The 14,108-nt window shown below is 72.1% G+C and carries 13 protein-coding genes; 7 read left to right on the forward strand and 6 right to left on the reverse strand.

Features of this window, described 5'->3' with window-relative positions:
* The first annotated feature begins 68 nt into the window (after positions 1-68).
* Positions 69-1,592 carry a class I adenylate-forming enzyme family protein gene (locus ACWCXB_RS03340; protein ID WP_450718486.1) on the forward strand — a complete coding sequence of 508 codons (1,524 nt, stop codon included), beginning with the start codon at positions 69-71 and terminating at the stop codon, positions 1,590-1,592.
* A gap of 98 nt (positions 1,593-1,690) precedes the next feature.
* Here the strand turns inward: ACWCXB_RS03340 and ACWCXB_RS03345 are convergent, their stop codons facing one another.
* Positions 1,691-2,203 carry an EF-hand domain-containing protein gene (locus ACWCXB_RS03345; RefSeq protein WP_450718488.1) on the reverse strand — a complete coding sequence of 171 codons (513 nt, stop codon included), beginning with the start codon at positions 2,201-2,203 and terminating at the stop codon, positions 1,691-1,693.
* Between the two features lie 60 nt (positions 2,204-2,263).
* A complete protein-coding gene (locus tag ACWCXB_RS03350; protein ID WP_450718490.1) occupies positions 2,264-2,638 on the reverse strand; it encodes an STAS domain-containing protein in 375 nt (124 codons plus the stop codon).
* 181 nt (positions 2,639-2,819) lie between these two features.
* Between ACWCXB_RS03350 and ACWCXB_RS03355 the strand changes: the two genes are divergently transcribed.
* Together ACWCXB_RS03355 and ACWCXB_RS03360 are read left to right on the forward strand one after the other, a co-directional pair.
* Positions 2,820-3,404, forward strand: coding sequence for a sigma-70 family RNA polymerase sigma factor (locus ACWCXB_RS03355; protein WP_450718492.1), 585 nt, complete (start codon positions 2,820-2,822; stop codon positions 3,402-3,404).
* On the forward strand, positions 3,401-4,657 hold the full coding sequence (locus ACWCXB_RS03360; protein WP_450718494.1) for a zf-HC2 domain-containing protein: 1,257 nt from the start codon (positions 3,401-3,403) through the stop codon (positions 4,655-4,657). Before ACWCXB_RS03355 ends, ACWCXB_RS03360 begins: the two co-directional genes overlap by 4 nt.
* Positions 4,658-4,696: 39 nt before the next feature.
* Here the strand turns inward: ACWCXB_RS03360 and purU are convergent, their stop codons facing one another.
* Together purU and ACWCXB_RS03370 are read right to left on the reverse strand one after the other, a co-directional pair.
* A complete protein-coding gene (gene purU / locus ACWCXB_RS03365) occupies positions 4,697-5,548 on the reverse strand; it encodes a formyltetrahydrofolate deformylase (protein WP_450718496.1) in 852 nt (283 codons plus the stop codon).
* Between the two features lie 81 nt (positions 5,549-5,629).
* Complete coding sequence (locus ACWCXB_RS03370; RefSeq protein ID WP_450718939.1) at positions 5,630-6,076, reverse strand: SCO4402 family protein; 447 nt, start codon at positions 6,074-6,076, stop codon at positions 5,630-5,632.
* A gap of 253 nt (positions 6,077-6,329) precedes the next feature.
* On the opposite strand from ACWCXB_RS03370, the gene ACWCXB_RS03375 reads away from it, so the two are divergent.
* Complete coding sequence (locus ACWCXB_RS03375; protein WP_450718941.1) at positions 6,330-7,610, forward strand: ABC transporter substrate-binding protein; 1,281 nt, start codon at positions 6,330-6,332, stop codon at positions 7,608-7,610.
* A 106-nt stretch (positions 7,611-7,716) separates the two neighbouring features.
* On the opposite strand, the gene ACWCXB_RS03380 is transcribed toward ACWCXB_RS03375, so the two are convergent.
* Positions 7,717-9,039, reverse strand: a complete 1,323-nt coding sequence (locus tag ACWCXB_RS03380; protein ID WP_450718498.1) for a hypothetical protein — start codon at positions 9,037-9,039, stop codon at positions 7,717-7,719.
* Between the two features lie 187 nt (positions 9,040-9,226).
* Positions 9,227-10,609: a transcriptional regulator gene (locus ACWCXB_RS03385; protein ID WP_450718500.1), complete on the reverse strand. Its 1,383-nt coding sequence runs from the start codon at positions 10,607-10,609 to the stop codon at positions 9,227-9,229.
* A gap of 291 nt (positions 10,610-10,900) precedes the next feature.
* On the opposite strand from ACWCXB_RS03385, the gene ACWCXB_RS03390 reads away from it, so the two are divergent.
* Genes ACWCXB_RS03390 through ACWCXB_RS03400 form a run of 3 tightly spaced genes read left to right on the forward strand, consistent with a single transcriptional unit; the run spans position 10,901 to position 14,102 of the window.
* The gene (locus ACWCXB_RS03390; RefSeq protein ID WP_450718502.1) at positions 10,901-11,578 is read left to right on the forward strand and encodes a bifunctional DNA primase/polymerase; all 678 of its coding nucleotides are present in this window, start codon (positions 10,901-10,903) and stop codon (positions 11,576-11,578) included.
* Between the two features lie 47 nt (positions 11,579-11,625).
* Entirely contained in the window at positions 11,626-12,483 is an 858-nt protein-coding gene (locus ACWCXB_RS03395) for an ABC transporter ATP-binding protein (protein WP_450718504.1), read from the forward strand.
* Positions 12,480-14,102, forward strand: coding sequence for a transporter (locus tag ACWCXB_RS03400; RefSeq protein WP_450718506.1), 1,623 nt, complete (start codon positions 12,480-12,482; stop codon positions 14,100-14,102). The genes ACWCXB_RS03395 and ACWCXB_RS03400 overlap by 4 nt, the downstream gene beginning before the upstream one ends.
* Positions 14,103-14,108: the final 6 nt, after the last annotated feature.

Genomic DNA, 14,108 nt, shown 5'->3' on the forward strand with positions numbered 1-14,108 from the left:
ACCGACAAGGCGACCGGCCCTACGCTCTCCGCACGATCTGACTGTCCGTCAGCTCCATCGGAGGGGACATGAACGAGACCGCACACGCCCTGAGCGCCTCCCGCACCCTCTGGGAGCTCATCGACCGCCGCGCCGCGCTCACCCCGGACCGCCCGGTGCTGATCCAGGACGATCGCCGACTGACCTTCGGCGGGCTGCGGGACGGCTGCGAGCGGGTGGCGGCCGGGCTGTACGGCAACGGCGTCCGGGCCGGCACCGTCGTCGCCTGGCAGCTGCCCACCCGCATCGAGACGGTCCTGCTGGCCGGCGCACTGGCCCGGCTCGGGGCCGTCCAGTCCCCGGTCATCCCCTTCTACCGGGACCGGGAAGTCGGCTTCGCGCTGCGCGAGTCGAAGGCGGAGTTCTTCGCCGTACCCGGCGAGTGGCGCGGCTTCGACCACACGGAGATGGCGCGGCGGCTCGGTGCGCGCGGCGTCTTCGAGGCGTACGAGCCCGGGTCGCTGCCCGACGGGGACCCCTCCGTCCTGCCCCCGCCCCCGGCCGAGGGCACCTCCGTCCGCTGGATCTACTGGACCTCCGGCACCACCTCCGACCCCAAGGGCGTCCTGCACACCGACCGTTCACTGATCGCGGGCGGCTCCTGCCTGGCCCACGCCCTGCGCCTCACCCCGGACGACGTCGGCTCCATCGCCTTCCCCTTCGCGCACATCGGCGGCGCGGACTATCTGGTGATGCTGCTGCTGTACGGCTTCCCCGCGGTGCTGTTCGAGAAGTTCGCGCTGCCGGACGCCCTGGAGACGTACCGCAAGCACGGGGTCACGACGGCCGGCGGCTCCACGGCCTTCTACTCGATGTTCCTGGCCGAGCAGCGCAAACAGCCCGGGGAGCCGATCATCCCCACCCTGCGGCTGCTGGCGGGCGGGGGCGCGGCGAAGCCGCCCGAGCTGTACCACGCCGTCGTCCGCGAGATGGGCGTCCGGCTCACGCACGGATACGGCATGACCGAGGTGCCGATGATCACCATGGGTGCACCGGACGACTCGACGGAGAACCTCGCCACGACGGAGGGCCGGCCCCCCGAGGGCATGGAGATACGCATCGTCGACGGCGAGGTCCGGCTGCGCGGGGAGGCGGTCTGCCAGGGGTACCTGGACCCGGAGCAGACCGCGGCCGTCTTCGACGCGGACGGCTTCCTCATCACCGGGGACCTCGGGCACCTCACCCCGTCGGGCCACCTCGTCCTCACCGGCCGCCTCAAGGACGTCATCATCCGGAAGGGCGAGAACATTTCGGCCAAGGAGATCGAGGACCTGCTGCACCGGCATCCGGGGGTGGAAGACGTGGCGGTCATCGGCCTCCCGGACCCCGACCGCGGCGAGCGCGTCTGCGCGGTGATCGAACAGCCGGCGCCTGCGGCGCCGCTGACGCTGCCGGAGGTCACGGCGTACCTGCGCGGCGAGGGCCTCGCCACGCACAAGCTGCCGGAGCAGGTGGAGGTGGTGGAGGCGCTTCCGCGCAACGAGACGCTGCGGAAGGTCCTGAAGTACAAGCTTCGGGAACGCTTCGCCCCGTCGGGAGCGGCCGACGCCTGAGCGGCGGGCTCGTTTCGAGCCCGTCCGGCGATCGAGGACGGACACGCGGGCCCACCCGGCGGTACCGGGTGGGCCTGGGGACCGGGCCTGCCGGCCGCCTACGGCTCCGGCGTGACGTAGTACGCGGCGAACGCCGCCAGGATCTGGTCCTCGCCGATGCGGCCGTCGCCGTCCGCGTCCAGCGCCGCCGCCACCGCCTCGCAGCGCTCCGGCTCGACGCCCAGCACGCGCAGCACGCGCGCCGCGTTCGCCGGGGTGACCCCGGCGCCGTCCTCGTCGGCGATGGCGACCACGGCGTGGAGGAACGGGCGGGCGATCTCGGCGAAGCGGTGGGGGTTGTCGCGCAGTCGCTTGACCGCGCCGGTCACGAACTCCTGGCGCGTGACCCGCTGGTCGCCGTCCACGTCGGCGATCCCCGCCATGCCCTGCCAGAACGCCTCGGCGCCCGAATAGAGCGCCTGCCCCTTGTCTGAGCGCGCGGTCGTCCCGAACTCGGCGAGCAGCGCCTTGGCCGCTCCGCTGAAGTCCTCACGGTCGATGTAGCCGTTGCCGTCCTGGTCGAACTCGGCGAACCGGTGGGCGATCTTGCGCTCGTACTCTGCGCTGTCCATGCGGAGGAGGGTACGACGCCGGGGCAGGATCGCGCTCCCCTTACCCGGATCACGTTCCTCTTACGCCGAGACCGGCTCGGCCTCTTCGTCGACGGCGCTCGCGACGTCCTCGTACACGTCGAAGAGCCGGCGGACGCCCAGCGCGGCCAGCACCCGGTTCACGTGCGAGCCGTCGACGGCACCCCGCGCCGGGAGGATCAGCCGCAGCCGGCCCCGGCAGGAGCGCATCAGGCGGCGGGCGGCGATGAGCACACCGACGCCGCTGGAGTCGCAGAACCGCACCCCCGACAGGTCGAGAACCAGATCGCGGCGGCCCAGGGCGACCGCGTCGTGAATGCGCCGACGGACGAGGGGCGAGCTGACCAGATCGAGCTCGCCCCGAATGTGCAGCACGGTCCACGCGCCCTGCTCGGCCCGGTCCACCTTGAGCATCACGCGTCCGGCCCTCCTCGTCGTCGAGATGCGGAAGCTTGTCTTCCAGGCGCCGCTGCCCAGCCGCCCCGGGGTCAAACCCCTGAAGGCGTACTTGCCGCAAAGACGGGTACCCGACCGGGACGGCCCACTACATTCGAGACGACGACGGGCAGCGAACGTGCGGAGGGTTTGGGGGCGCCGGATGGCCAAGGACACACCACCCCGCTGGGACCGCAGGATGCAGCAGCGACTGGCGCGGGGCGAGGCCGCAGCGCTCGGAGAGCTGTACGACCGGTTCGCCTCGCTCGTGCACAGCCTGGCCCACCGGGTGCTGGACGACGACGCGGCGGCGGACCAGGTGACCCGTGAGGTCTTCGGCTACGTGTGGGAGAACCCCGACGCGTACGACCCCAAGCAGGGCAACATGCGGTCCTGGGTGGCCCGGCTCACCCACCGCCAGGCCGTGCACCGCCTGCGCGAGCAGGAGGCTGCGGCCCACGCGGAGAGCGGCAGGGGCACCGCGGAGGAGCTGGAGCAGAAGATCCGGCGCGCATCGGTCGCCGCCCGCGCCGACTACATCGTGACGTCGATGCCGGCGCCGCTGCGGGCCGCGCTGGAGCTGGCGTACGTGCAGCGCAGGGACTACCGGCAGACGGCGGCCGACCTCGGGGTCACGGAGGACGAGGCCAGACGGCGGCTCCGGCTCGGCCTGCAACTGCTGTCCACGGCGAACACGCGCCCGCTCATGGAGGGCTCCTCACCGCCCGGATACGGACGCGCCCTGTGACCGGCCCACTCGACGGGGGCCGCGGCCCCGGCGAGCCCGATGACGGGCCCGGCGCGGCGCCGCGCATACCGGGACCGCGGGCGGCGGGTGACGATCTGACGCCGCCGCCGGTCCTGCCCGAGCCGATGCCGCCGGAGGAGCCCGGAGCCACCGGCCGGCTGCCGCACGGCGTGCTGAAGTCGCTGCTGGGCGCGTGGGCCCTGTCCGCGTGCTCCGCCGAGGAGACCACGGCGGTCGAGGAGCACCTCACCGAGTGCGCCCCGTGCGCGGACGAGGCGCTGCGGCTGCGCGACGCGGTCGGGCTGCTGCACGCGGACCGCGATCTGGACCTGGACCCGCTGCTGCGGTCCCGGGTGCTGGAGAACTGCCTGGGCCGTCGGCCCGCCCGTATCCCGGTGCCCGCGTGGGCGACCCCGTACGACGCGGAGACGGCGCGTCTCGATGCGCTGCTGCGGGACATCGGCGACTCGGAGTGGCACACGCCGCTGCGGCTGAAATGGTTCGACGGCAAGGAGGCGGTCAGCCGCAAGACGACGGTCGCGGGTGTCATCGGCCATCTGATGTCCGTGGACGGGCTGGTCGCGTCCGCGCTCGGCCTGGAGGACCCTGCGGGCGACGCCGCGCCACGCTCGCCGTCCGACCGCACCGAGCAGTACTGGCGCTCCGCGCACTTCCCGCCGACGCGGAGGGTCCGGGTGCCGTGGCGCGAGCAGAGCCACACGCTGGTGCGGACGGTGTCGTTCGCGGGCCGCGGGGTCGCCGAGCTGTCCGTGTCGTACGGCGACTTCGCGCTGCCGCTGCGGGACTCGCTGCTCGACCGCGCCTTCGAGTGCTGGGTGCACGCGGACGACATCGCGAACGCCGTGGACTACCCGTACGATCCGCCGAGCGCCGCGCATCTCCACCACATGATCGACCTGGCGGCCCGGCTGCTCCCCGCGGCCCTGGCCGCCCGCCGCCGCGCCGGACTCGCGGGACCCGCCCGCGACCTGGTCGCGGCGGGCTCCCCCGGCCGCTCGCTCCACCTGGAGGTCGAAGGCGCGGGCGGCGGCCACTGGTACATCGCCCTGGACTCCCCTGCCGCCCTCGGCGACCCCTCCCGCGCGGTGGCCCAGGTCGCCCTCGACGCCGTCGAGTTCTGCCAGCTCGTCGCCGGGCACATCTCTCCCGCCGAGGCCGCGGCGGGCCAGGACGGCGACCGCGAGGCGATCCGCGACGTCCTCTTCGCGGCGGCGTCCCTGTCGCGGCTCTGAGCGGGCTGCCGTCTGCCCGAGCGGACTTCTGGACAGGGCCTAGGCGAAGACCACCGTGCGGCGGCCGTTCAGGAGGATGCGGTGCTCCGCGTGCCACTTCACCGCGCGCGCCAGCGCCTGGCACTCCACGTCGCGGCCGATCGCCACCAGCTGTTCGGGCGTCACCTCATGGCCGACGCGCTCGACCTCCTGCTCGATGATCGGGCCCTCGTCGAGGTCGGCCGTCACATAGTGGGCGGTCGCGCCGATCAGCTTGACGCCGCGCGCGTGTGCCTGGTGGTAGGGCTTCGCGCCCTTGAAGCTGGGGAGGAAGGAGTGGTGGATGTTGATGATCCGGCCGCTCAGCTCCTTGCACAGGTCGTCGGACAGCACCTGCATATAGCGGGCCAGCACGACCAGCTCCACGTTCTCCGCACGCACCAGCTCCAGCAGCTGCGCCTCCGCGTCCGCCTTCGTGTCCCTGGTGACCGGGATGTGGTGGAAGGGGACGTCGTACGACGCGACGAGCTCGGCGAATTCGGTGTGGTTGGAGACGACTGCCGCGATGTCCACCGGCAGCGCGCCGATCCGGGTACGGAAGAGCAGATCGTTCAGGCAGTGGCCGAATTTGCTGACCATCAGCACGATCCGCATGCGCTCCTCGGCGTGGTGGATCTGCCAGTCCATCTGGAACGAGTCCCCGACAGCGGCGAAGCTGGCCCTCAGCTTGTCCACCGTCACCGGCGCCTCGGCCGAGAAGTGGACCCGCATGAAGAACAGACCCGTGTCCCGGTCCCCGAACTGCTGGCTGTCCTCGATGTTGCAGCCGGTGATGAAGAGATAGCTGGAGACGGCGTGCACGATGCCCTGTTTGTCCGGGCAGGAAAGCGTGAGGACGTACTGGTCGGTCATCCTCGTAGAGTGCCACACACCACTGGCACCGAGGGCCCCGAGTCCGTCAGGCGGAACACGGGGCAGAACGCACCCGGCGCCTCACGCCGACCGGGTCATGATCCGCAGCACTTCCAGCGTGCGCGGCGGCGCGTCCGGGTCTTCCCCGTCGTTCGTCGCCAGCCGTACGTGCGCCTCGCGCGCGGCCCGTACCGCCTCCGGCCAGCCGTGGTGCTCCATGTACGCCGACACCGGCGCGTCCGGACCCACCTGGTGCATGATCCTCAGCACCCGCAGCACGGCCACGTCGACCAGGGCCGCCTCCCCCGAGTCCCGGAAGATCGTCCCGACGTACTTCTCGGCGGACCAGCTGTCCAGCCAGGTGTCCTCGACCAGCCGGTACACGGCGTCGGTGACATCGCCGTACCCCTCGCGGCCCGCCAGCCAGGTCTCCTGGTGGAAGCCGGGGTCGGAAAGCATGTGCAGCGCCGAGCGCACATTGCTGCGCCAGCGCCACCAGGGCATGTCATTGAGCGGCATGTCGCCCATGGTGGACGAGCGACGGCCGCGACGGGAAGAGTTCATTGACGTTCACCTCGTGAGCTCGGTCCTTGCGAGCTCCGCCACGAGGGGTTCGTGCACGTGAGGGCGCCGCTGGGGGCACTGCACCGAAGCTTGCACGCATCGATCGTACGTTCCCCACAACTGGGCGATCTCCAGCCCCTGTAATTCACCCTCTCGTCACTTCACGTTGAAGTGACCACACTCCAGCGTTACCCGCGAGACGGAAATGTGCATGGCCATGACCGGATGGCGACTTTCCTCCTCCCCCCGCCCCCACAGGACCGCGACAGTCGTTGCCGTGTGTATGGCGGCGGTCGGAATATCACTGTCCGGATGCGGCGTGCTCCCTGGTGTCACGGGGGACTCCAGGGAGCCAATCACCGTGATGACCTTCGCCCCCGACGAGACCAAGGCGACCAACATGCCGGGAATGCCTGCCATGGCGCAGGCCTACGCCCGGTACGTGAACTCGCGCGGCGGCATCGACGGCCACGAGCTGCGCGTCATCACCTGCAACGAGCACAACACGACGGCGGGCGCCGCCGCGTGCGCCCGACGCGCGGCGAAGGAAGAGGCGGTCGCCGTCGTCGGCTCGTACAGCCAGCACGGCCGGGCGTTCATGGCACCGCTGGAGGCGGCGGGCATTCCGTACATCGGCGGCTACGGAATCTCCGAGGAGGAGTTCACCAGCTACCTCTCCTACCCCGTCAACGGCGGCCAGGCCGCGCTGCTCGCCGGCAACGGCCGACAGCTGGCGGTCAGCTGCCAGAAGGTCTCGCTGGTGCGGCCCGACACCGTCACGGGCGACGATCTGCCCGTGCTGCTGAACGCCGGCCTGGCCCAGGGCGACGGGAAGAAGTCCATCGACGTCAAGGCGGCGGAGGACTCCACCGAGTACACGGAGAAGGCCGAGGAGGCGCTCGACGAGGCGGGCGACGACGACGGCTGCGTCACCGCCGTGCTCGGCGAGCGCACGGAGACGTTCTTCGACTCCTTCCGGCGGCTGCGCGAGAGCGAGGGGGAGGACGTCCGGATCTCCTCGGTCCTCAGCTCGGTCGACCAGCCGCTGATCGACCGCACGGGCGGCGCGAACGGGCCCTTCGAGGGCGCGTACATGACCGGGTGGTACCCGGACTCGGGCGACGCCCGGTGGGGGACGATGCGCGACGTGATCCGGGAGCACGCGTTCGGTGACAACCGGATCGATGCGGCGGACGCGGGTGTGCAGACCACGTGGATCGCGTACACCGTCCTGAAGAAGGTCATCGAGTCCCTCGATCGCGACGAGATCAGCCCCGGCGCGGTGGCCCACGCCCTCGACAGCGGCGTCCGTGTCGACACCGGCGGCCTCACCCCGTCCCTGCGCTGGCGCTTCCAGGACATGCTGGGCACGCCCGGCTTCCCCCGCGTCGTCAACCGCAGCGTGACCTTCCAGGTCGTGCGCGACGGCCGCCTGGTCGCCCAGAAGCAGGGCTTCGTCGACGTCAGCACGACGATGCGGGACGCGCCGACGGCGTAGGTGGCCGGGGCGCCTGCGGCGGGGCTCATTCCGAGCCCGTCCGGCGTTCGAGGTCTGAGCCGGTCCGGCGTTCGAGGACGGACACACGGGCCCACCGCCCGACGCGTCAGAGGTCGGAGGCCTCGCGCTTCGCGAGGTCGTACGTGGTGGCGATGGAGTTCCAGAGGCCCGCGGCCTCCCTCTTCGCCGTGGTGGCGTCGCCGCTCGCCTTGTTGGCCTGGGCATACTGGCTCGTCTGGCGCGCCCGGCCGTCGCGGCAGCCCTTCTTCCCGCCGACCTGGCCCGCCCACTCCGCATAGTGGTCGTCGGCCTTCGCGGAGGCGTTCCAGGCCTGGGTCAGGGCCCCCGTGAGCGCCGCGTGGTCCGGGAGCTTGTCCACGGAGAGGCCCTCGAGGCGGGTCACGAGGCCGCGGCGCTGTTCGGCCGCGCCGCGCAGGTCCTCGGCCGCCTGGTCGAGGTTCTGGCACTTCTTGATCGAGTCGACGGAGCGGATCACCGCTGCGCGGCTGTTGTTGCTGTCCGCGAGGAGCTTGTCGAGCGCCTCGGCCTGCGCCTTCGCGGGATCGGCCGCGCCCTGGGTCGTCGAGCCGGGCGCGGGCGACGTCGCCGCGGCGACGGTCTTGTCGTCGGGCCGGCCCTTGTCGTCGTCACCGCCGCCGAACATCAGCGCACTCACGCCGAGACCGAGTACGGCACAGCCGACGACGACCGCGGCGACGACAGGCACACGCGAGGGGCGGCGCTGCGGCGGCTCGGGTTCGTACGACGGCTCGTAGGCGGGCTGGTACTGCGGCGTGGGCGCATACGACTGCTGCGGCTGCGGCGCCACGGGCGGCAGGTACTGCGTGGCCTCCGCCCCACCACCGGGCGCCGCGCCCTCGCTGCGGAAGAGGCTGTCGAACTCCGCCGGAGGCTGACGGTCGCCGGGCTCGCCGGGGCGGATCCCGTACGGGCCGTCGTGAGGTACGGGCGGCAGGTACTGGGTGGCGTCCGCGTCGCCCCCCGCGGCGGCGGGCCGCATGCCGAGGAACTGCGTCGACTCGGCGGGGTTCTCGTGCGGGAGCGCACCGGCGGCCGGCTGAACGGGGGCGATGTACTGCGTGGCGTCCGCGCTGCCCGTCTGCCCGTACTGACCCGGCAGCTGGCCCATGGCACCGCCGTCGTACGGCGGCAGCGGCTGAGCCTGCTGCGGATGCTGCTGGGGCGGCAGCGGCTGGGCGTACGGCGCGGGCTGTCCCGGACCCTGCTGCGACTGCCCCTGCTCGGGGCCCCACGGCCCGCCCCAGGGCGCCCCGCCCGCCGGAGCGGCCTGCTCCCCGCTGACGCCGGGTATCCAGGGCCCGCTGCCGTCCGCGGGCAGCACGACACCCTCGTGCGCGGGCCGCGCTGCGGGAAGCTGCGCCTCGTCACCCTGTCCGCTTCGCGTCACCGGGACTCCTACACGTAAACCTACGGAATCGTCGGTTCACGCTACCGGGTGACGCAGCCCCTCCGCACACACGTGTGGCGCCCGTAACAAGATCGCGGCCCAAGACGCTGTTGACCCCCGCCTTCCGCGCCGTTCGTGTGCCCCCGCCACCACTCCACTACGCCCCTCCACGCCCCTCTGCGCCCCTCTACGCCGCCTGCAGCTCCACCCTCGCCCCGAACTCCCGCACCACCGGCTCGTTCCCGTACGGCTCCAACCGGTGCTGAAGGTCCTCCAGGTACTCCGCGCCCCGGCTCGACCTCAGCGTCCCGAGCAGCTCCACCGCCTGTGTGCCCGTCCGGCACGCCGCCTCCACCTCGCGCTGCTGGACCTGGGCCGACGCCAGCAGAACCAGCCCGATCGCGCGGCGGCGGGCCCGGGACTCGGGGTGGCCCGCCAGGGAGTCCGCGGCGTGGCGGGCGGCCACGTCCGCCTCGCCCAGGTCGCGGTGGCAGTGGGCCAGCTCGTCGGCCAGATACGCGTGGTCGAAGTGGGCGATCCAGGCCGGGTCGTCCCCCGACTCCGGGTCGGCCCGGTCCAGCGCCGCCAGCGCCCTGCCCGCGACCTCGTGGCAGGTGCGGGCGTCGCCGAGCAGCGCGTGGCCCCGCGCCTCGGCCGCGTAGAACATCGCCTCCGCGCGCGGTGTCACCTGCCCCCGCGCACCCTCCTGCGCCGCCCGCGCGAGCTGGGCGATCTCCCGCGGGTTCCCGAGCTGCGCCGCGAGGTGGCTCATCGACGCGGCCAGGACGTACCCCCCGTACGCGCGGTCGCCCGCCGCCTGCGCCAGCCGCAGCGCCTGGATGTAGTAGCGCTGCGCGAGCCCGGGCTGGCCGGTGTCCACCGCCATGTATCCGGCGAGTTCGGTGAGCCGGGCGACGGCCGCGAAGAGCTGCCGGCCCACCGGCTCCCGGTACGAGCCCGAAAGCAGCCCCGACACCACGCTGTTGAGGTAGTGGACGACGACCGGCCGCACATGCCCGGACCCGAAGCGGTGGTCCAGCACCTTGAGCGCCTCCGTCATCGCCTGTACGGCCTCGACGTCCGACACCCCCACCCGCGCGCCCGCCGTGCGCGCCACCTGCGCGTCCGCGCCCGTGATCAGCCAGTCGCGGCTGGGCTCGACGAGCGCCGACGCGGCGACCGTCGACCCGGACAGGAAGTCACGGCGGCCCACATCGCTGCGCCACAGCTCGCAGACCTGCTCGATCGCCCCGAGCACGGTCGGCGCGAACTGCAGCCCGACGCCCGACGCCAGGTTCTTCCCGTTCGCCATACCGATCTCGTCGATCGTGACCGTACGCCCCAGCTTGCGGCCCAGCGCCTCCGCGATGATCCCCGGGGCCCGCCCGCGCGGTTGCTGTCCGCGCAGCCAGCGCGCCACGGACGTCTTGTCGTACCGCAGATCGAGTCCGCGCTCCGCACCCACCAGGTTGACCCGGCGGGCCAGCCCGGCGTTGGAACACGCGGCTTCCTGGATGAGCGCCTGCAGCCGTTCGTTCGGCTGGCGGGCGACGAGTGGCCTCGCTGCCATGACTACCCCCTGTATCGGACCGCTCAGTTCGTGATCTTCAATCGAGACCTTCAACCGGGATCTTCGATCGAGCCCATGATCTTCAATTGATCACTTCCCGGCGGTTATCCGGAGAATGCCAATGAGCTCGGACGATTACGGGTGAATGCCGCTACCCCGCAAGGGGTTACCCTCCCGCCGGGCAACGGCCGCACGCGCGCCCCCACCCATGCACCCGTGCGCCCCAAATGCAGGAACGATGCGCCGTGTCCCGCCCGTGCGCGCCCGTAACCCGCACCGACAGGGGGAGTTGTGTTTATCGTGGAAGAGACCATCGGCACGGAAGCCGCACAGATCCCCAGGCAGCGGGGCGAACAACTGCTGGACAGCGCCGTGCGGTATGCGGAGGAGCGCCACTGGGACGTGTTCCCGGGCACCTGGCTCGAGGCCGCCGACGGCGCGGAGCGGTGCTCCTGCGGCGCGCCCGCGTGCGAGGCGCCGGGGGCGCACGCCACCCGCCCGGACTGGGCGAACCAGGCGACCGGCAGTGCCGTCGCCGCGCGCCGGCTGTGGGGGAAGCAGCCGAAGGCGTCGATCCTGCTGCCGACGGGACGGACGTTCGACGCGCTCGACGTCCCGGAGTCCGCCGGTTTCCTCGCACTGGCACGGATGGAGCGGATGGATCTGACGCTCGGTCCGGTGACCCGCACCCCGGACCGGCGGATGATGTTCTTCGTGCTGCCCGGCGGCGCCGTGAAGGCCCCTGATCTGGTGCGGAAGTTGGGCTGGGCGCCCAGCTCGATCGACCTGGTGGCGCGCGGCGAGGGCCACTATGTGGCGGCACCGCCGACCCGCATCGGCGGCCAGGGCGCGGTGCAATGGGCCCGCCGCCCCACACTGGCGAACCGCTGGCTGCCGGACGCGGAGGAGCTCATCAGCCCCCTGGCATACGCGTGTGGACGAGAGGCGGCCGCCGAGCGGACGCGCTGATCGTAATGTTGTTCCCGTACAAACGGGGACAACGGAAGGCAGCGACCATGCCGGACCAGAAAACGAGCCAGCAAGCCGGCCGGCAAGGCGGCCGGACAGAGCTCCAGGCGGCGGGCGGTACGCCGGAAACGGCGCCGCCCGCCGTTCGTGTCGAGGGGCTGTGGAAGCGGTTCGGCGAGCAGGTCGCCGTCGCCGGCATCGATCTGACCCTGCCCGCAGGCAAGTTCATCGGTCTCGTCGGACCGAACGGCGCCGGCAAGACGACGACGCTGTCGATGGTGACCGGGCTGCTCCGCCCCGACCAGGGGCGCGTCGAGGTCGTCGGCCACGACGTGTGGAAGGACCCGGTCGAGGTCAAGGCCAGGATCGGCGTACTCCCCGAGGGGCTGCGGCTCTTCGAGCGGCTGTCGGGACGGGAACTCCTCGCCTACACCGGCCGGTTGCGCGGGCTGCCCGGTGACGAGGTCGACAAGCGGGCGGCGCAGCTCCTCGACGTACTGGATCTCGCGGGGGCGCAGCACAAGCTGGTCGTCGACTACTCGACCGGTATGCGCAAGAAGATCGGCCTCGCCGCCGCCCTGCTGCACAACCCCCGGGTGCTGTTCCTGGACGAACCGTTCGAGGGCGTCGACCCGGTCTCGGCCCAGACGATCCGTGGAGTGCTCGAGCGCTACACCGCCTCCGGGGCGACCGTCGTCTTCTCCAGCCATGTGATGGAGCTGGTGGAGTCGCTGTGCGACTGGGTCGCGGTGATGGCGGCGGGCCGGATCAGGGCGCAGGGCACGCTGGAGGAGGTACGGGGTTCGGCGTCGTCGCTGCAGAACGCGTTCCTGGAGCTGGTCGGGGCGAGCGGCCGCGACGCCGGGGACTCGCTGGACTGGCTGGGCGGCGGCGGTTCGCGATGACGACGGCCACGAATCCGACGACTCCCGTGACTGCTTCGATCACCCCCGTTTTCGTACGGCTCAAGCTGTCGCTGCTCGCCAACGGACTGCGCCAGTCCTCCGGCCGGACGGCCGCCTTCGTCGCGTCGGCGGTCGTGGCCCTGCTCATCGCGGCCGGGCAGCTCATCGGGCTGATCCTGCTCCGCGGCGAGGAGAGCGCGGCCACGGTGGTGGTGCTGCTGGTCGGAGTGCTCGCGGTGGGCTGGGCGTTCATGCCGCTGTTCTTCCCGAGCGGCGACGAGACGCTCGACCCGACCCGGCTGGTGATGCTGCCGCTGCGCCCGCGTCCGCTGGTCTCCGCGCTGCTGGTGGCCTCGCTGGTGGGGATCGGCCCGCTGTTCACGCTCTTCCTGGCCGTGGGCGGCGCGCTGGCGCTGGCGCACGGCACGGGGGCGGTGCTGGTCGCGGTCGTGGCCGTACCCCTGACGCTGCTGGTGTGCGTGGCGCTGGCGCGGGCGGTCGCGGCGGCCAACATCCGGCTGCTGACCTCGCGCAAGGGCCGCGACCTGGCGGTGCTGAGCGGTCTGGTGATCGCGGTGGGCATCCAGTTCGTGAACTTCGGCGCGCAGCGGATCGGCGCGGCGGGAGGCCTCTCGTCGCTCGAGCCGGTGGCGGCGATCGTGCGCTGGATCCCGCCGGCGTCGGCGATCGGCGCGATCGACTCGGCGGCTTCGGGCTCGTACGGTACGGCGCTCGCGCAGCTCGGGCTGTCCGTGACCGCGCTGGGTGTGCTGCTGTACGCGTGGCAGCACAGCCTCACGCGGCTGATGACCACCCCGGACGGGTCGACGCTCGCGGCCGCGTCGGAGCCGAGCCGCAAGGCCTCGTCCACCGGGCTGCACCGGCTGCTGCCCGGCGGGCGTACGGGCACGGTCATGCAGCGCAGCCTGCGGTACGTCTGGCGCGACCCGAAGACGAAGACGGCGTGGGTGACGGCGCTGGTCATCGGCTTGATCGTGCCGGTGTTCAACGCCCTGCAGGGCACCGGTTCGATCTACTTCTCGTGCTTCGCCTCGGGAATGCTCGGCATCCAGATGTACAACCAGTTCGGGCAGGACACCTCCGCGTTCTGGATGGTGGCCCAGACGATCTCGACGCCCCGTGACGCCTACCTCGAACTGCGCGCCCGCGCGCTGGCGTTGCTGCTGATCACGCTCCCGTACACGGTCCTGGTCACCGTCGTCACCGCGGCGATCCTGGGCAACTGGAAGGCGCTTCCCGAGGCGCTCGGGCTCGCACTCGCGCTGCTGGGCGCGATGCTGGCGACGGGAGCGGTGGCGTCGGCGCGCTTCCCGTACTCCATCCCGCAGGACAGCGCGTACAAGAACGTCGCGCCCGGGCAGGGCGGGCTGGCCTGGATCTCCATCTTCGGCGGAATGATCGCCTCGGCCCTGCTGTGCGCCCCGGTGATCGCGCTCACGATCTGGCTGAATGCCGCCAACGCGGAGTCGGTGCTGTGGAGTCTGCTGCCGCTGGGGATCGTGTACGGCGGGGTCGTGACGTGGGGCGGGCTGCGGGTGGCGGCGCCGCAGACGGCGCGGCGGCTGCCGGAGATCCTGACGGCGGTCAGCAAGGGGTGAGTACGA

The sequence above is a fragment of the Streptomyces sp. NPDC001514 genome, from assembly GCF_053597075.1.